A 15,558-nucleotide genomic window follows, 5' to 3' on the forward strand; every position below is an offset into this window, starting at 1 on the left:
CCTAGCGCTTCATCATCATCATACCTCCCTGTTGGACTTGGCCGGACTTTATGTCCGGCCTTTTTTCTTTCCGCTTGCGGTTCTGGCCGCGGACGGTAACGCCGCGGCGCAGCGCGGGATTCGCCCGCCGACCTCACGTCAACCGGCGGACAGCGCCCGGGGTGCCCCCCCCGCCCCTCTGCCGAGCAGGCTTTTTTTCCCGCAGGTTCCGGCCTTTGCCCCGGCCGCGAAACGAACGCGGCCCTTGCTGGAAGGCACGGGGCGCCGGGCGCCCTGCAGGAACCTTACCGGCCGGCCCCTGCCCCCTTCCCCCCCTGCGCCAGCTATCGTAAAGGAGGCGCAGCCAGCAGACGGGGGACATCATGCAGGAACCGGCCATCACCGAAGAGCTGATCGCGGGCCACGGGATCAAGCCGGACGAATATGCCGAGATCCTGCGCATCCTGAACCGCGAACCCACCTTCACCGAACTGGGCATCTTCTCGGCCATGTGGAACGAGCATTGTTCCTACAAGTCCTCGAAACGCTGGTTGCGCACCCTGCCGACCGAGGGTTCGCAGGTGATCTGCGGACCGGGCGAGAATGCCGGTGTCGTGGACATCGGCGACGGCCAGGCGGTGGTCTTCAAGATGGAAAGCCACAACCACCCCTCCTACATCGAACCCTACCAGGGGGCGGCGACGGGCGTGGGCGGCATCCTGCGCGACGTCTTCACCATGGGCGCGCGACCGATCGCGGCGATGAATTCGCTGTCCTTCGGGGAAAAGGATCACTGGAAGACCCGCCAGCTCGTCCATGGCGTGGTCGAGGGCGTGGGCGGTTACGGCAACTCTTTCGGCGTGCCGACGGTCGGCGGCGAGGTGCGGTTCGACCCGGCCTACAACGGGAACTGTCTGGTGAACGCCTTCGCCGCGGGCCTTGCCGATGCGAACGCGATTTTCTACTCGGCCGCGTCGGGCGTGGGGATGCCGGTGGTGTACCTCGGCGCCAAGACCGGGCGCGACGGGGTCGGCGGGGCCACCATGGCCAGCGCCGAGTTCGACGAGACGATCGAGGAAAAGCGCCCCACGGTGCAGGTGGGCGACCCGTTCACCGAAAAGCGCCTGATGGAAGCCTGCATGGAGCTGATGCAGACCGGCGCCGTGATCTCGATCCAGGACATGGGGGCCGCGGGGCTGACCTGTTCGGCGGTCGAGATGGGCGACAAGGGGGGCCTCGGGATCCAGCTGGATCTGGACAGCGTGCCCTGCCGGGAAAAGGGCATGACCGCCTACGAGATGATGCTGTCGGAAAGCCAGGAGCGGATGCTCATGGTGCTCGACCCGGCGAAGGAGGCCGAGGCCAAGGCGGTGTTCGACAAGTGGGACCTGGATTTCGCCATCGTCGGCGAGACGATCGAGGAAGACCGGTTCCTGATCCTGCACCAGGGCAAGACCTGGGCCGACCTCCCGCTGTCGAAACTGTCGTCGATGGCGCCGGAATACGACCGCCCGCACGAGCCGACGCCCGAGGCCGAGGCGCTGGAGCCGGTGGCCGCGGTCGATCCCATCGACGGGCTGAAGGCGCTGATCGGGTCGGTGAACTATTGCTCGCGCCAGTGGGTTTATGAGCAATACGACAGCCAGGTGATGGCCGACACGATGCGCACCCCGGGCTTCGGCGCCGGCGTCGTGCGGGTGCACGGCACCGACAAGGCGCTGGCCTTCACCTCTGACGTGACGCCCCGCTATGTCCGGGCGAACCCGGTCGAGGGCGGCAAGCAGGCGGTGGCCGAGGCCTACAGGAACCTCGTGGCGGCGGGGGCCAGGCCGCTCGCCTCGACCGACAACCTGAACTTCGGCAACCCCGAGAAGCCGGGGATCATGGGCCAGTTCGTCGGCGCGATCCAGGGGATCGGCGCCGCGTGCAAGGCGCTGGACATGCCGATCGTGTCGGGCAATGTCTCGCTCTACAACGAGACGGACGGACAGGCGATCCTGCCGACGCCCACCATCGGGGCGGTCGGGCTGATCGACCATATCGACAATGCCATCACCGGGATCGCGCGCGAGGGGCATGTCGCCCTGCTGATCGGCGAGACGCGCGGGCATCTGGGCCAGTCCGCCCTGCTGGCCGAGGTCTTCGGCCGGATCGAGGGCGACGCCCCGCCGGTCGACCTCGAGGCCGAGCGGAAGGCGGGCGATTTCATCCTCGAGAACCGGGAGTTCATCAAGGCCTGCACCGATCTTTCGGACGGCGGCCTTGCGCTCGCGGCCTTCGAGATGGCCGAGGCCTCGGGCGTCGGCGTGGTCCTGGACGACAGCGATCAGGGCGAGCTTTTCGGCGAGGACCAGGGCCGGTACCTCGTGGCCTGCAACTTCGACCAGGCCGAGGCGCTGATGGTGGCCGCCGGGCGCGCCCGCGTGCCGCTGCGCAGCGTCGGCCGCTTTACCGGGGAGACGGTCAGCCTGGGCGGCAGCGCAGCGCCGCTCGCCGAGCTTTCGGCGCTGTATCGCGGAACGTTCGGGGAAACCTTCGGCTGAGATCGGGCCGGTACGACAGCCGCGCCAACGCCTTGCAACGGCGCAAGGCGCGGATTACATCTGCAATGAAGACAGAAAGCAGGCGTTTCATGCCCATCCAGGCCCAGGACATCGAAGACCTTATCCGCGAAAGCTTTCCCGATGCGACGATCGAGGTGCAGGGCGACGACGGCCAGCATTTCGCCGCCACGGTGATCGACGAGAGCTTTCGCGGCAAGAACCGCGTGCAGCAGCAGCGTGCGGTCTATGCCGCGCTCAAGGGCAAGATGGACGGCCCGGCGGGCGAGTTGCACGCATTGGCCCTGACCACGCGGGCGCCCTGAGGCCGCCCTGCCCCCTGATCGCCGTCCGCCCGGGCGGGCGCAGACCGAAAGGATCGACCGAATGACCGACGTGAAGACCTCCATCGACGAGACCGTGAAAGCCAATGATGTCGTGCTGTTCATGAAGGGCACCAAGGAGATGCCGCAGTGCGGATTCTCGTCCCGCGTGGCCGGGGTGCTGAACTACATGGGCGTCGACTATTCCGACGTGAACGTGCTGGCCGACGAAGGCATCCGGCAGGGGATCAAGGACTATTCCGACTGGCCGACCATCCCGCAGCTCTACGTGAAGGGCGAGTTCGTGGGCGGCTGCGACATCGTGACCGAGATGACCCTTTCGGGCGAGCTGGACACGCTGTTCGAGGCGAACGGAGTGACCTACGACAAGGACGCGGCCGAGAAGATCCGGGCGGCAAACGCCTGACGGGCACGGACCGGCCCGCCGGGTCGGTGAGACATCTTCCAGTGAACTGACAGGCGCACTGCGTCCGGAGATCCTCGGGTCGGGCCCGGGGACGACGGTGGCGTCGGGCGGCCGGTGCCTTGCGGGCGGTGCGTCATCCTCCGGCTTGACCGGAGGATCTTCGGGCTGCGGGGGCGACGGGCGGCCGGAGATGCTCCGGTCGGGCCCGGGGATGATGGCGGGGACGAAGGACCGTCAGCCCGCCTTGGCCTCGACCTCGTCGGCCAGGCGTTCGGCCCGGTCCGCCAGCGCGGAGAGGTTGGCGGCCAGCCCTTCGGGGAGGGTCGGCACCTCGACGCGTTCGGGGGATGCGGAGGGCTGCGCCTCGGCGCGCTTCAACGCGGCGTTCAGGCGGTCGATCTCGGCGCGCAGGGCTTCGGCCTCGTCCTCGACCACCTTCAGCCGGTCCTCGACGCCGGCGGTGCGGTCGGCCAGCATCAGGCCCGCCATCAGCAGCATCCGCGCCTCGGGGATCCGGCCGGTCTGGGCAATGAGGGTCTGGGCCTCGACATTCAGCATCTCGGCGGCGGACTGGAGGTAATGTTCCTCGCCTTCCTGACAGGCGACCTCGAAGGCGCGCCCGCCGATCAGGATCTCGAGTTCGGGCATCAGGCGGTCTCCTTCGGGGTTTCGGCCAGCAGAGGGGCGAGCGCATCGAGGATGGCGCGCGCCTCGGCCTCGCTCACGGCCTGGGCGGCGCGCAGGGACTCGAGTTCGGCCGCCATCGTCCGGTCGATCAGTTCCGCGTCGCCGAGGCGGGCCTCGTTGGCGGCGCGCAGGGCCTGGCTGAGTTCCAGCAGGTTCTCGTTCGTCTGGCGCAGGCGGTCGACCTCGGCCGAGAGCTCGGCCAGGCGGGTTTCCAGGCCGGTCCGGGCCGCTCGGGCCTCGGCCAGGGCTTTCCTCATATCCTCCAGCGCGTTGGCATCCGCACCCGGCGCGGGGCGCGGCTCGCCGATCGCGCCGATCCCCTGCCCGATCCGGTCCATCGCGACCGCCAGGCGGCGCTGAAGCTCATCGATTTCACTCATTCCCGGGCCGCCTCTTGTCGTTCCTGCCGCGTCCTTGTCCGCGCCTGCCGATCCGCCTGAGCGAATCGCCGGAGTCGCGCGATTTTGCCCAACTCTATCCAAAACATGAAGGATTGCCCAAATCTGTCTGTAACCACGGGATAAATCGGTTTCGCGGGAACGGGGCGCGGCGGCGGTGGTCCAAGGGCCGCTTGCAACTGGCGGTGCGGCTGCTATTCACCGCGATCATCGCCCCAAGCACCCAAAGGAGCCGTCGCCCGTGGATATCGCTGCCCTCCGTTCCGCCCATCCCGATCACTGGTCGAAGGCGACCGCGATCCGCGCCCTGACCCTCGACGCGGTGGCCGCCGCGAACTCGGGACATTCCGGCATGCCCATGGGGATGGCCGACGTGGCGACGGTGCTGTTCGGCAAACACCTGAAGTTCGACGCCTCGGCCCCGCTCTGGCACGACCGCGACCGGTTCATCCTTTCGGCGGGCCACGGGTCGATGCTGCTGTATTCCCTTCTCCACCTCACGGGCTACGAGGACTTTCCGCTGGAGCAGATCCGCAACTTCCGCCAGCTCGGCTCGCGGACGGCGGGGCACCCCGAGAACTTCCTCGCCAAGGCGATCGAGACGACCACCGGACCTCTCGGCCAGGGGATCGCGAATTCGGTCGGCTTCGCCATCGCCGAAGAGGCGCTGCGGGCACGGTTCGGCAAGAAGCTCGTCGATCACCACACCTATGTCATCGCCGGCGACGGTTGCCTGATGGAGGGCGTGAGCCAGGAGGCCATCGCGCTGGCCGGGCGCCAGCAGCTCTCCAAGCTGATCGTCTTCTGGGACAACAACAACATCACCATCGACGGCGAGGTCGGCCTGGCCGACCGCACCGATCAGGTCGCGCGCTTCCAGGCCTCGGGCTGGGACGTGCAGGAGATCGACGGCCACGACCCCGAGGCGATCGACGCCGCCATCACCCGGGCGAAGAAGGGCACGCGCCCCCAGATGATCGCCTGCAAGACGCATATCGCCCTGGGCCATGCGGCGCAGGACACGGCCAAGGGGCACGGCGCGCTGACCGATGCCGACCAGCTGGCCGCGGCCAAGGAGGCCTATGGCTGGACGACCGGCCCCTTCGAGGTTCCCGCCGAGGTCAAGTCGGCCTGGGAGGAGATCGGGCGGCGCGGCACCGAGGACCGCTATGCCTGGGAGGGCCGGCTGGCCGATGTCTCGGACCGCAAGCGGGCCGAGTTCGAACGGACCATGGCGGGCGAGGCCCCGAAGAAGCTGACCTCGGTGATCCGGGCGCTGAAGAAGCAGGCCGCCGAGGCGCGGCACAAGGTGGCGACGCGCAAGGCCTCGGAGATGGTGCTCGAGGTGGTCAATCCGGTGATGCCCGAGACCATGGGCGGATCGGCGGACCTGACCGGGTCGAACAACACCAAGACCGGCGATCTGGGCATCTTCGACATCGACAGCCGCGACGGGCGCTTCGTGCATTACGGCATCCGCGAACACGGCATGGCGGCGGCGATGAACGGCATGGCGCTGCATGGCGGCCTCCGGCCCTATTCGGGCACGTTCATGTGCTTCACCGACTATGCCCGCCCCGCGATGCGCCTCTCGGCGCTGATGCAGCAGCCGGTGGTCTACGTGATGACGCATGACAGCATCGGGCTGGGCGAGGACGGGCCGACCCACCAGCCGGTGGAACACCTGGCGATTTCGCGCGCGACGCCGAACACGCTGGTCTTCCGCCCGGCGGACGTGGTCGAGACCGCCGAGGCCTGGGAACTGGCGCTGACGCAGGGCGGAACGCCCTCGGTCCTGTCGCTGACCCGGCAGGGCGTGCCGGCGGTGCGCCAGCAGCACAAGGCGAAGAACCTCACCGAACAGGGCGCCTATGTGCTGGCGGACGCCGAGGCGGGCAAACGGCAGGTGATCCTGATCGCGACCGGGTCGGAGGTGTCGCTGGCCATGGAGGCCCGCGCGACGCTGGAGGCCGAGGGGATCGGCACGCGCGTCGTCTCGATGCCCTGCATGGAGCTGTTCGCCGCGCAGCCCGAGGCCTACCGCAAGCGCGTGCTGCCCGCCGGCCCGGTGCGGATCGGGGTCGAGGCCGGGGTCCGCATGGGCTGGGACCGCTGGCTTCTGGGCGAGCGCGGGCGCGAGGCCAAGGCGGCCTTCGTCGGCATGTCGTCCTTCGGCGCCTCGGCCCCGGCCGAGGTCCTGTTCGAGCATTTCGGCATCACCGCCGAGGGCGTCGTGCAGGCGGCGAAGGACCTGCTCTGACAGCGGCGGGGCCTGCGCCCCGCTCCGGCCGATTCTGCCCGCGCTTTCGGAAGATGGCGCCAGTGCGCCCCCGGGTGCAGGATTGTTTCGCAGGCGCAGAAAGCCGGCGGGGCCTGTTAGCGCCAACCCTCCGACGGGTTAGCGCCAACAGGCCGGTTTATCGCTAACATACTGTGCAAATTGGCCTTTTTCCCTTAAGGTTCACGCATTGCCCGGGTATAGACCGGACCAAATCATTTTGGAGATGCCGCAATGACCGTCACGCTCGGGATCAACGGATTTGGCCGGATCGGCCGCTGCACCCTCGCCCATATCGCCGAGAAGGCGCGCAACGACGTGCAGGTGGTCAAGCTGAACGCGACCGGCCCGATCGAGACCAATGCGCATCTGCTCAGGTACGACAGCGTGCACGGCCGCTTCGGCAACGAGGTCAAGGTCGCCGGCGACACGATGGACATCGGGCGCGGCCCGATGAAGGTCTTCTCGACCTACGATCCGGCCGAACTGGACTGGTCGGGCTGCGACGTGGTGCTGGAGTGCACGGGCAAGTTCAACGACGGGGAAAAGGCCAGGGTCCACATGGAGCGCGGCGCCAAGAAGGTGCTGATCTCGGCCCCCGCGAAGAACGTGCAGAAAACCATCGTCTACGGCGTGAACCACCGCGACCTGGTGGCCGAGGACGTGATGATCTCGAACGGGTCCTGCACGACGAACTGCCTGGCGCCGCTGGCCAAGGTGCTGAACGAGGCCATCGGCATCGAGAGCGGCATCATGACCACGATCCACAGCTACACCGGCGACCAGCCGACGCTGGACCGGCGGCATTCGGATCTCTACCGCGCGCGGGCGGCGGCCATGTCGATGATCCCCACCTCGACCGGCGCGGCCAGGGCGCTTGGCGAGGTCCTGCCGGACCTGAAGGGCAAGCTGGACGGCTCGGCCATCCGCGTGCCGACGCCGAACGTCTCGGCCGTGGACCTCACCTTCGTCGCGAAGAAGGACGTGACCGAGGACGACGTGAACGAGGTGGTGCGCGAGGCAGTGGCCGGCCATATGGGCGCCGTGATGGGGTACGATCCCGAGCCGAAGGTCTCGATCGACTTCACCCATACCGAACAGTCCTCGATCTTCGCGCCGGACCAGACCAAGGTCACCGGCAAGCGGCTGGTCCGGGTGCTGGCCTGGTACGACAACGAATGGGGCTTTTCGGCGCGCATGGCGGATGTCGCCGCGGCCATGGGCCGGCTGATCTGAAACCGGGCGGAGGGGGCGCCGCCCCCTTCTTGGGCCCTGGCGGGCCCAATTCACCCCCCGGGATATTTCCGGCAAAAAGAAGTTCAGGGGCCTGCGGGTCCCTTTGTCATGCGCGGCGGGCGGCCTCTGTGACGGGGCCCTGGATGAGGTCCATGAGATCCCCGAAGTATCCGGCGGAGCGGGCGGGCCGCGTGGGGTCGGAGGTGATGGCCAAAGTCACAGCGAGGTCGGGCAGGATGGCGATGACCTGGCCGCCGTAGCCGCGGGCGAGGACGAGGCGGGCGTCGCCCCGCCCGCCGAGGAACCAGCCGTAGCCGTAGGACATGCCCGAGAAGGGAGAACGGCCGCGCGGTTCCAGCGAGCGGGCGATCCAGTCGGCGGGAACGACCTGCGTGCCCGCGTGGCGGCCCCGGTTGCGGACCATTTCGCCGATGCGGAGCATGGCGCGCGGGGTCAGGGCCATCTGGTTGCCGCCCATGTAGCGGCCCTGCGGATCGCGGGTCCAGGGCGGGATCTCGATCCCGAGGGGGCGGCCCAGCCAGTCCCGCGCAAGGGTCAGGAGGCTCTCGCCCGTGACCTCGGAGAGGACCGCGCCCAGCACATGGGTCGATCCGGTCGAATAGAGCATCCGCCCGCCCGGCTCGGCCACGAAGCGGCGGGAGAGCGCGTCGGCGACCCAGGCGCCGCTGGCGATCCAGGCCCCGTACCGCGGACCGGAGGTGCGTTCGAGACCGGCGCGGAGGGTGACGAGATCCCGCAGCGTGATGTCGGCGACGCGCGGCTCTGCATCGGCGGGGATCAGCCCGGGCGCCACATCGGCCAGCCGGGCGCCGACGCCCGGCAGATGCCCGCGCTCGATCGCGACGCCGAGCAGCAGGGCGACGACCGATTTCGAGACCGACTTGATATTGGCGACACGATCCAGCCCCGGGCCGCGGAAGGATTGCGCCAGGACGGTTTCGCCGCGCTGCGCGACGAGGATGGCGTGGAGCTGGTCATGGGTGCGCGCGGCCTCGGCCACGCGGGACCAGGGGGCCTCTTGCGCGGGCAGCTGTCCGGCGGTGGCGGCGAAGGCGAGACCGGAGCCGAGGACGGCGCGGCGGGTCGGGCGGGGACGGCGGGCGGAGGGCATGGCGGGCAAGATGCGGGCGCGGCGAAGGGGATCAAGGGCGCGAGCGGTCGCAGCGGCTCACGTCCGCGTGTGCGGGCCGGGTCGCTGCCCCTGCACCCTGGTGCTGGTCAAGCCGGAACGGGAGTGCTATGTTAGCGTTAACGGACATCGCGAATTCCGAGGGGGAGAGACTGCCATGACCACCACTCTTGCGATCAACGGATTCGGCCGCATCGGGCGCAACATCCTGCGCGCCATCGCGGAAAGCGGCCGGAGGGACGTCGAGGTCGTCGCCATCAACGATCTCTACCCGACCGCGACCAACGCGCATCTGCTGCAGTACGACAGTGTGCACGGGCGGTTCGGGGGCGAGATCACCTCGGGAGAGGACTGGATCGATGCCGGAGGCGGCCGCATCCGCGTCACCGCCGAGCGCGATCCCGCCGCCCTGCCCTGGAAGGACGTGGATGTCGTGCTGGAGTGCACCGGCATCTTCACCGAGCGGCAGAAGGCGGCGGCGCATCTGGAGGCGGGCGCGGCGCGGGTGCTGATCTCGGCCCCCGGCAAGGGCGCGGACGCGACGGTGGTCATGGGGGTGAACGAGGATACGCTGTCGGGCGATCATCTCGTGGTGTCGAACGCCTCCTGCACGACGAACTGCCTGGCGCCCGTGGCGAAGGTGCTGCACGACACGGTCGGGATCGAGCGCGGCTTCATGACCACGGTGCATGCCTATACCGGCGACCAGCCGACGCTGGATACCGGGCACAAGGATCTTTACCGCGCGCGGGCGGCGGCGATGTCGATGATCCCGACCTCGACCGGCGCGGCCAGGGCCGTGGGGCTGGTGCTGCCGGAACTGGACGGCCGGCTCGACGGGGTGGCGGTGCGGGTGCCGACGCCGAACGTGTCGTGCGTGGACCTGACATTCGATGCCGGCCGCGACACGGATGCGGAAGAGATCAACGCCGCCTTCGCCGCCGCGGCGGAGGGACCGCTTGCGGGCATCCTCGCCGTGACCGAGGCGCCGCTCGTCTCGGTCGACCTGAACCATTCGCCCGTCTCGGCCACGGTCGCGCTGGAGCAGACGCGGGTGCTGGACCGGCGGATGGTCCGGGTGCTGGCCTGGTACGACAACGAATGGGGCTTTTCCAACCGGATGGCGGATGTGGCGGCGGTCATGGGCCGGCTGATCGGTTGAACGCCCGCCCGGACCTCCGCCGGGCTTGATCCGGCGCGGGGTGTCATGCATAGCCCTCCCGGGCAGCGGGAGGCGGGCATGACCAATAAGGTGGCGATCGGACTGGCGGTGCTGATCCTCGGCCTGCTTGTGGTGGACTGGCAGATGTTCGGTCTGAACAACAGCCTGTTCCTGGCGAAAAAGTTTTCCGATCTGCTGGAATGGGTCGCGTTTTGGCGCTAAGCCGTATCAGACTGACGCGACATAGATCATGCTGGATTACCTGCCGAACCTCATTCTTCTGCTGCTGGCGCTCTATGTCCTGATGACACTGGGCTATGTGGCCTTCACCTACGTCAAGGCGCGGCAGTTCGAGCGCAAGGTGCCGCCGCGGGGGGCCTTCACCACGATCTCGACCGGCCGGCTGCATTACCTGGACTGCGGCGAGGGGCCGGCGATCCTGATGATCCACGGTCTGGCGGGCAACCTGGGGCATTTCGACTGCGGGATGATCGACGACCTGGCGCGGGATTTCCGGGTGGTGGCGATCGACCGGCCCGGGTCGGGCCATTCCGACCGGGCGGAGGACGGGCCCGCCAACATCCGGGCGCAGGCGCGCCAGGTGGCCGAGGTGATCCAGCGGCTCGAACTCGACAATCCGCTGGTGGTGGGGCACTCGCTGGGGGGTGCGATCGCGCTGGCGCTGGCGCTGGAAAAGCCCGATCTCGTGCGGGGGCTGGCGCTGCTCGCACCGCTGACGCTGCCGATGAAGGAGGTGCCCGGGGCGTTTTCGGGCTATGACGTGCGGTCGGACTTCTACCGCAAGGTCCTGTCGTGGACGACCGCCGTGCCGCACATGCTGCGCCATCCCGAACCGGTGCGCCAGCAGGTCTTCGGCCCGGACGAGATCCCGCCCGAGTTTCCCGTGCGCGGGGGCGGGCTGCTCGCCATCCGGCCCAAGGGGTACTATCACGCCAGCGTCGACTTCCGCGCCAGCGCCGACGACCTGCCGGCTATGGCGCGGGAATACGCGCGGCTGGCGGTTCCCGTGCGGGTGCTCTTCGGGCGCGAGGACCGGATCCTCGACCACGAGCATCATGGCGAAGTGCTGGTCAGGCGGCATCCGCAGATCGGTCTGAAACTGATCGAGGGCGGTCACATGCTGCCGGTGACCCGCCCCGAGGACTGCATATCCTTTGTCCGCACCGCCGCCGAGGCGATGAAGGACCGCAAGTTCATTTCCCGAGCTTCGCCCGAAGTTTATCGTTGACCGCCGGGGTCACGAACTTGCTGACATCCCCGTCGAGGCGGCAGATTTCCTTGACCAGCTTCGAGGCGATGGCCTGACGCTTGGCGTCGGCCATGAGGAAGACGGTCTCGACCGAACTGTCGAGCGAACGGTTCATGCCGACCATCTGGTATTCGTATTCGAAATCTGCGACGGCGCGCAGCCCACGCACGATGAGCGTCGCGCCGACGTCGTGGGCGCAGTGGATCAGCAGGTTCTCGAACGGGTGGACGACGATTTCGGTATTCGTCTCGGCCTGCATGTCCTCGCAGGCGTTCTGGATCATCGAGACGCGATCCTCGAGATCGAAGAGCGGCCCCTTGTCCCGGTTGATCGCCACGCCGATCACCAGCCGGTCGACGAGCGCCGTGGCGCGCCGGATGATATCAAGATGTCCGAGCGTTATCGGGTCGAACGTTCCGGGATACAGTCCGGTGCGCATGGCGTCCTCTCGCTGCCGCAATTTCGGGGCACGCAACATTATTGCGCCGGGAAATGCAAGAGGCGCGAATTGCTATTTTGGGTCAGTGCCCCGCGATCATGCCCTCCAGCGCGTCCCGCTCCATCGAGAGTTCGTTCAGGCGCGCCTTGACCACGTCGCCGATGGTGACGATGCCGATGAGCTTGCCGTCCTCGACCACGGGCATGTGGCGGAACCGGCCATCAGTCATGCGGCGCAGCACCTCGTCGGCCGTGTCGCGGCGCTGGCAGCAGACCGGATCGCGGGTCATCATCTCTTCGGCCCGATCCTCGAGGCAGGTGGGTCCGCGGCGGGACAGCGCGCGGACGATGTCACGCTCCGACAGGATCCCCTCGGCCGTGTCGCCCGAGGTCGATACCACGACGCCGCCGATACGATTTTCGGACAGAACCTGCGCGACCTGAGACACGGGCGTGTCGGGTGTGACCGTGACGACCCCGTCCGCGCCCTTCGATTTCAGGATCTGCTGTACGATCATTGCCGTTCCTCCTCTGGACAAGCCTGGCTCAAGCGTCCGACCCCTGCGACATTTTGTCAAGTTCGGCTTCCAGCCGGGCCGTTTCCTGCCGGAGTCCCTCGGCCAGAAGGGTTGCCAGGCGGTTCATCCGTTCGAGGCGCGCATCGTCGGCATGACGGACCAGGTGGAAACTGCGGGTGAGCGCGACCTGATCCGTCAGGATGCGGCGCAGTTCGGGCGCCGAGGGCAGCGCAAAGTCGTGGACGATCCCCACGCCCGCCCCCTGCCGAAGCCAGTGAAGCTGAACCAGGACGGAATTCGACGCCAGCGGCACCGGACCTGCGTCGAGTTCGCCCAGATAATCGAGTTCGCGGTCGAAGATCATGTCGGGGATGTAGCCGACCATGCGATGCGCCTTCAGGTCGCGCAGCGCCGCGATCGGGTCGTGGCGGGCCATGTAATCGTGCGACGCGGCCAGGTGCAGGCGATAGTCGGTGATCTTCTGCACCAGCAGCCGACCCGCGGTCGGCGCGCTGACGGTGACGGCCATGTCCGCCTCGCGCCGGGACAGGTTGAAGAGCCGTGGCAGGGCGACGATCTGGATCTCGAGCTCGGGGTTGGCGTCGAGGATCCGGGCGCAGACCTGCGGCAGCAGGAAATTCGCCACCCCGTCCGGCGCGCCGATGCGGATTTGCCCCGACAGGCCGCCCGCCTGCCCGGCGATGCCCTCCTGCGCGGCCAGCACCGCCTGTTCCGCCTGCTGGGCGTGATCCAGCAGACGCTGCCCGGCATCGGTCAGGGCATAGCCCTGCGGCGACTTGACGAAGAGGGCGGCGCCCGTCTCCTGTTCCAGCCGTCCCACGCGGCGACCCACGGTGGCCGGGTCGATCCGCAGGCGCCGCCCTGCCGCCGAGAGGCTTTCGTCGCGCGCGACGGCAAGGAAAATTCGCAGGTCATCCCAATGCATGCAGCCCCTACCCTTGCAGAAATGCAAAACCTTTTTGCCCTATTTCCCCTGTCGCGGACTGGTACGCAACCTTATCCTGCGGGTCAAAGACGGAGGACTCCATGCAGGAACTGACTCACTATATCGACGGCGCCCATGTATCTGGCGCCTCCGGCCGCTTTGCCGATGTCATGAACCCGGCCACCGGCGAGGTGCAGGCCAAGGCGCCGCTGGCCTCGACGGACGAGCTGAACCGGGCGGTCGAGGTGGCCGCCGCCGCGCAGCCCGCCTGGGCCGCGGTGAACCCGCAGCGCCGTGCGCGCGTGCTGATGGCCTTCGTCGGGCTGCTCAACCGCGACATGGACAAGCTGGCCGAGGCGCTCAGCCGCGAGCACGGCAAGACCTTTCCCGATGCCAAGGGCGACATCCAGCGCGGGCTCGAGGTGGTGGAATACTGCATCGGCGCGCCGCAGATGCTGAAGGGCGAGTATACCGACAGCGCCGGACCCGGCATCGACATCTATTCCATGCGTCAGCCGCTTGGCGTGACGGCGGGCATCACGCCCTTCAACTTCCCGGCGATGATCCCGATGTGGATGTTCGCCCCGGCCATCGCCTGCGGCAACGCCTTCATCCTCAAGCCGTCCGAGCGCGACCCCTCGGTGCCGCTGATGCTGGCGGAACTGATGGAGGAAGCCGGACTGCCGAAGGGGATCCTGCAGGTCGTGAACGGCGACAAGGAATCCGTGGACGCGATCCTGGATCATCCGGTGATCCAGTCCGTAGGCTTCGTGGGCTCGACCCCGATCGCCGAATACATCTATTCGCGCGGCTGCGCGGCGGGCAAGCGCGTGCAATGCTTCGGCGGCGCCAAGAACCACATGATCGTCATGCCGGACGCCGACATGGACCAGGCGGCGGATGCGCTGGTCGGCGCGGGCTATGGTGCGGCGGGCGAACGCTGCATGGCGATCTCGGTCGCGGTGCCCGTGGGCGACGAGACGGCGGACCGGCTGATCGAAAAGCTGGTGCCCCGGATCGAAAAGCTGAAGGTCGGCCCCTACACTGCCGGCGACGACGTGGATTACGGTCCGGTCGTGACGGCGGCGGCCAAGGAGAACATCCTGCGGCTGGTGCAGTCCGGCGTCGACCAGGGTGCCGAGCTGGTGGTGGACGGGCGCGACTTCAGCCTCCAGGGCTACGAGGACGGGTTCTTTGTCGGGGCGCACCTCTTCGACCGCGTCACAAAGGACATGGACATCTACAAGCAGGAGATCTTCGGCCCCGTCCTGTCGACCGTCCGCGCGCAGAGCTATGAAGAGGCCCTGAGCCTGGCCATGGACCACGAATACGGCAACGGCACCGCGATCTTCACCCGCGACGGCGACACGGCCCGCGACTTTGCCAACCGGATCAACATCGGGATGGTCGGGGTGAACGTGCCGATCCCGGTTCCGCTGGCCTACCACACCTTCGGGGGCTGGAAGAAGTCGGTCTTCGGCGATCTCAACCAGCACGGGCCGGACGCGTTCAAGTTCTACACGCGGACCAAGACGGTCACCGCGCGCTGGCCCTCGGGGCTCAAGGAGGGCGGCGAGTTCCACTTCAAGGCCATGGACTAACCCCCTGAGCGGAAACACAGTGTACCTGCAAAGGACCTAGGATTGAACCAGGGGAACAAATATGCTCAAAGGGCGGGCCGACCGTGGACGGCCCGCCCCAGCCCGAGCTTTGCTGATGCCATTGCGCTACGAAATCCTGCCCGAGATCGGCCTCGTCTACATCCGCTATTGGGGTCTGGCGACGCTGCAGGAAACGGCCGAGGCCTTTCTGGCATATGCGCAGGATCCGCTGTTCCGCCCCGGGCAGAACCATCTGATCGATCTGTCGCGGATCGACGACTACGAGCGGAACTTTCCGGACCTCATCAAGCTGCAGGCGGCCAAGGCCGACTTTATCATGACCGAGGGGCACCGGTCGCTGACGGTCTACTATGCGCCGACGCGGATCGGCTATGCCATGGCGCTGTCGATCATCCGATCCTGGGAGGGGCTGAACGGCGTGGTGCCGATCCTGACCCAGGACGAGGGCGAGGCGCTCGCCCTGCTGGGCGTCAAGGAGACGCAGTTCGCCGATCTGCCGATGAAGGACGCCTGAGGGGCACGGCCTGCGCGAAAGAAGAACGGGGACCCGAAGGCCCCCGCTCTCGGAGTTTCCTGGCGATGGC

Annotated in this window: 16 protein-coding genes; 10 read left to right on the plus strand and 6 right to left on the minus strand. The window is 67.8% G+C overall.

Going from position 1 to position 15,558, the window contains the following annotated elements:
* Positions 1-362 precede the first annotated feature (362 nt).
* From purL to grxD, 3 genes are all read left to right on the plus strand, one after another.
* Positions 363-2,522 (plus strand): phosphoribosylformylglycinamidine synthase subunit PurL, encoded by a 2,160-nt coding sequence (gene purL / locus OB2597_RS05470; RefSeq protein ID WP_009804530.1) that lies wholly within the window; start codon positions 363-365, stop codon positions 2,520-2,522.
* 89 nt (positions 2,523-2,611) lie between these two features.
* Positions 2,612-2,845 (plus strand): BolA family protein, encoded by a 234-nt coding sequence (locus OB2597_RS05475; RefSeq protein ID WP_009804531.1) that lies wholly within the window; start codon positions 2,612-2,614, stop codon positions 2,843-2,845.
* A gap of 61 nt (positions 2,846-2,906) precedes the next feature.
* Positions 2,907-3,269: a Grx4 family monothiol glutaredoxin gene (grxD, locus tag OB2597_RS05480; RefSeq protein ID WP_009804532.1), complete on the plus strand. Its 363-nt coding sequence runs from the start codon at positions 2,907-2,909 to the stop codon at positions 3,267-3,269.
* Between the two features lie 234 nt (positions 3,270-3,503).
* Here the strand turns inward: grxD and OB2597_RS05485 are convergent, their stop codons facing one another.
* Both OB2597_RS05485 and OB2597_RS05490 read right to left on the minus strand, forming a co-directional pair.
* On the minus strand, positions 3,504-3,917 hold the full coding sequence (locus OB2597_RS05485; RefSeq protein WP_009804533.1) for a cell division protein ZapA: 414 nt from the start codon (positions 3,915-3,917) through the stop codon (positions 3,504-3,506).
* A complete protein-coding gene (locus tag OB2597_RS05490) occupies positions 3,917-4,336 on the minus strand; it encodes a hypothetical protein (protein ID WP_009804534.1) in 420 nt (139 codons plus the stop codon). The genes OB2597_RS05485 and OB2597_RS05490 overlap by 1 nt, the downstream gene beginning before the upstream one ends.
* A 259-nt stretch (positions 4,337-4,595) precedes the next feature.
* On the opposite strand from OB2597_RS05490, the gene tkt reads away from it, so the two are divergent.
* Positions 4,596-6,614, plus strand: coding sequence for a transketolase (gene tkt / locus OB2597_RS05495; protein ID WP_009804535.1), 2,019 nt, complete (start codon positions 4,596-4,598; stop codon positions 6,612-6,614).
* Positions 6,615-6,866: 252 nt separating this feature from the next.
* Positions 6,867-7,868: a type I glyceraldehyde-3-phosphate dehydrogenase gene (gene gap / locus OB2597_RS05500; protein WP_009804536.1), complete on the plus strand. Its 1,002-nt coding sequence runs from the start codon at positions 6,867-6,869 to the stop codon at positions 7,866-7,868.
* 106 nt (positions 7,869-7,974) lie between these two features.
* Here the strand turns inward: gap (OB2597_RS05500) and OB2597_RS05505 are convergent, their stop codons facing one another.
* A complete protein-coding gene (locus OB2597_RS05505) occupies positions 7,975-9,000 on the minus strand; it encodes a serine hydrolase domain-containing protein (protein ID WP_009804537.1) in 1,026 nt (341 codons plus the stop codon).
* A 175-nt stretch (positions 9,001-9,175) separates the two neighbouring features.
* On the opposite strand from OB2597_RS05505, the gene gap (OB2597_RS05510) reads away from it, so the two are divergent.
* From gap (OB2597_RS05510) to OB2597_RS05520, 3 genes are all read left to right on the plus strand, one after another.
* On the plus strand, positions 9,176-10,180 hold the full coding sequence (gene gap / locus OB2597_RS05510) for a type I glyceraldehyde-3-phosphate dehydrogenase (protein WP_009804538.1): 1,005 nt from the start codon (positions 9,176-9,178) through the stop codon (positions 10,178-10,180).
* Between the two features lie 78 nt (positions 10,181-10,258).
* The gene (locus OB2597_RS22235) at positions 10,259-10,402 is read left to right on the plus strand and encodes a hypothetical protein (RefSeq protein WP_009804539.1); all 144 of its coding nucleotides are present in this window, start codon (positions 10,259-10,261) and stop codon (positions 10,400-10,402) included.
* A 28-nt stretch (positions 10,403-10,430) separates the two neighbouring features.
* Positions 10,431-11,429: an alpha/beta fold hydrolase gene (locus OB2597_RS05520; protein WP_009804540.1), complete on the plus strand. Its 999-nt coding sequence runs from the start codon at positions 10,431-10,433 to the stop codon at positions 11,427-11,429.
* Here OB2597_RS05520 and coaD read toward each other — a convergent pair.
* From coaD to OB2597_RS05535, 3 genes are all read right to left on the minus strand, one after another.
* Positions 11,395-11,889, minus strand: a complete 495-nt coding sequence (gene coaD, locus OB2597_RS05525; RefSeq protein ID WP_009804541.1) for a pantetheine-phosphate adenylyltransferase — start codon at positions 11,887-11,889, stop codon at positions 11,395-11,397. The two genes, OB2597_RS05520 and coaD, sit on opposite strands and share 35 nt — an antisense overlap.
* Positions 11,890-11,971: 82 nt before the next feature.
* Positions 11,972-12,406, minus strand: coding sequence for a CBS domain-containing protein (locus tag OB2597_RS05530; protein ID WP_009804542.1), 435 nt, complete (start codon positions 12,404-12,406; stop codon positions 11,972-11,974).
* Positions 12,407-12,434: 28 nt separating this feature from the next.
* Entirely contained in the window at positions 12,435-13,352 is a 918-nt protein-coding gene (locus OB2597_RS05535; RefSeq protein ID WP_009804543.1) for a LysR family transcriptional regulator, read from the minus strand.
* Positions 13,353-13,453: 101 nt separating this feature from the next.
* Here OB2597_RS05535 and OB2597_RS05540 point away from each other — a divergent pair, with 101 nt between their 5' ends.
* Together OB2597_RS05540 and OB2597_RS05545 are read left to right on the plus strand one after the other, a co-directional pair.
* A complete protein-coding gene (locus OB2597_RS05540) occupies positions 13,454-14,953 on the plus strand; it encodes a CoA-acylating methylmalonate-semialdehyde dehydrogenase (RefSeq protein ID WP_009804544.1) in 1,500 nt (499 codons plus the stop codon).
* Positions 14,954-15,068: 115 nt separating this feature from the next.
* On the plus strand, positions 15,069-15,488 hold the full coding sequence (locus OB2597_RS05545) for a hypothetical protein (RefSeq protein ID WP_040609142.1): 420 nt from the start codon (positions 15,069-15,071) through the stop codon (positions 15,486-15,488).
* Positions 15,489-15,558 lie beyond the last annotated feature (70 nt).

The sequence above is a fragment of the Pseudooceanicola batsensis HTCC2597 genome (assembly GCF_000152725.1).
In the GTDB taxonomy this organism is placed as follows: domain Bacteria; phylum Pseudomonadota; class Alphaproteobacteria; order Rhodobacterales; family Rhodobacteraceae; genus Pseudooceanicola; species Pseudooceanicola batsensis.

What these genes read in the sequence shown, in the direction of transcription:
- purL (WP_009804530.1), top strand. Translation starts at nt 363, where the DNA reads ATGCAGGAACCGGCCATCACCGAAGAGCTGATCGCGGGCCACGGGATC.
- OB2597_RS05475 (WP_009804531.1), top strand. Translation starts at nt 2,612, where the DNA reads ATGCCCATCCAGGCCCAGGACATCGAAGACCTTATCCGCGAAAGCTTT.
- grxD (WP_009804532.1), top strand. Translation starts at nt 2,907, where the DNA reads ATGACCGACGTGAAGACCTCCATCGACGAGACCGTGAAAGCCAATGAT.
- OB2597_RS05485 (WP_009804533.1), bottom strand. Translation starts at nt 3,917, where the DNA reads ATGCCCGAACTCGAGATCCTGATCGGCGGGCGCGCCTTCGAGGTCGCC.
- OB2597_RS05490 (WP_009804534.1), bottom strand. Translation starts at nt 4,336, where the DNA reads ATGAGTGAAATCGATGAGCTTCAGCGCCGCCTGGCGGTCGCGATGGAC.
- gap (WP_009804536.1), top strand. Translation starts at nt 6,867, where the DNA reads ATGACCGTCACGCTCGGGATCAACGGATTTGGCCGGATCGGCCGCTGC.
- OB2597_RS05505 (WP_009804537.1), bottom strand. Translation starts at nt 9,000, where the DNA reads ATGCCCTCCGCCCGCCGTCCCCGCCCGACCCGCCGCGCCGTCCTCGGC.
- gap (WP_009804538.1), top strand. Translation starts at nt 9,176, where the DNA reads ATGACCACCACTCTTGCGATCAACGGATTCGGCCGCATCGGGCGCAAC.
- OB2597_RS22235 (WP_009804539.1), top strand. Translation starts at nt 10,259, where the DNA reads ATGACCAATAAGGTGGCGATCGGACTGGCGGTGCTGATCCTCGGCCTG.
- OB2597_RS05520 (WP_009804540.1), top strand. Translation starts at nt 10,431, where the DNA reads ATGCTGGATTACCTGCCGAACCTCATTCTTCTGCTGCTGGCGCTCTAT.
- coaD (WP_009804541.1), bottom strand. Translation starts at nt 11,889, where the DNA reads ATGCGCACCGGACTGTATCCCGGAACGTTCGACCCGATAACGCTCGGA.
- OB2597_RS05530 (WP_009804542.1), bottom strand. Translation starts at nt 12,406, where the DNA reads ATGATCGTACAGCAGATCCTGAAATCGAAGGGCGCGGACGGGGTCGTC.
- OB2597_RS05535 (WP_009804543.1), bottom strand. Translation starts at nt 13,352, where the DNA reads ATGCATTGGGATGACCTGCGAATTTTCCTTGCCGTCGCGCGCGACGAA.
- OB2597_RS05540 (WP_009804544.1), top strand. Translation starts at nt 13,454, where the DNA reads ATGCAGGAACTGACTCACTATATCGACGGCGCCCATGTATCTGGCGCC.
- OB2597_RS05545 (WP_040609142.1), top strand. Translation starts at nt 15,069, where the DNA reads ATGCCATTGCGCTACGAAATCCTGCCCGAGATCGGCCTCGTCTACATC.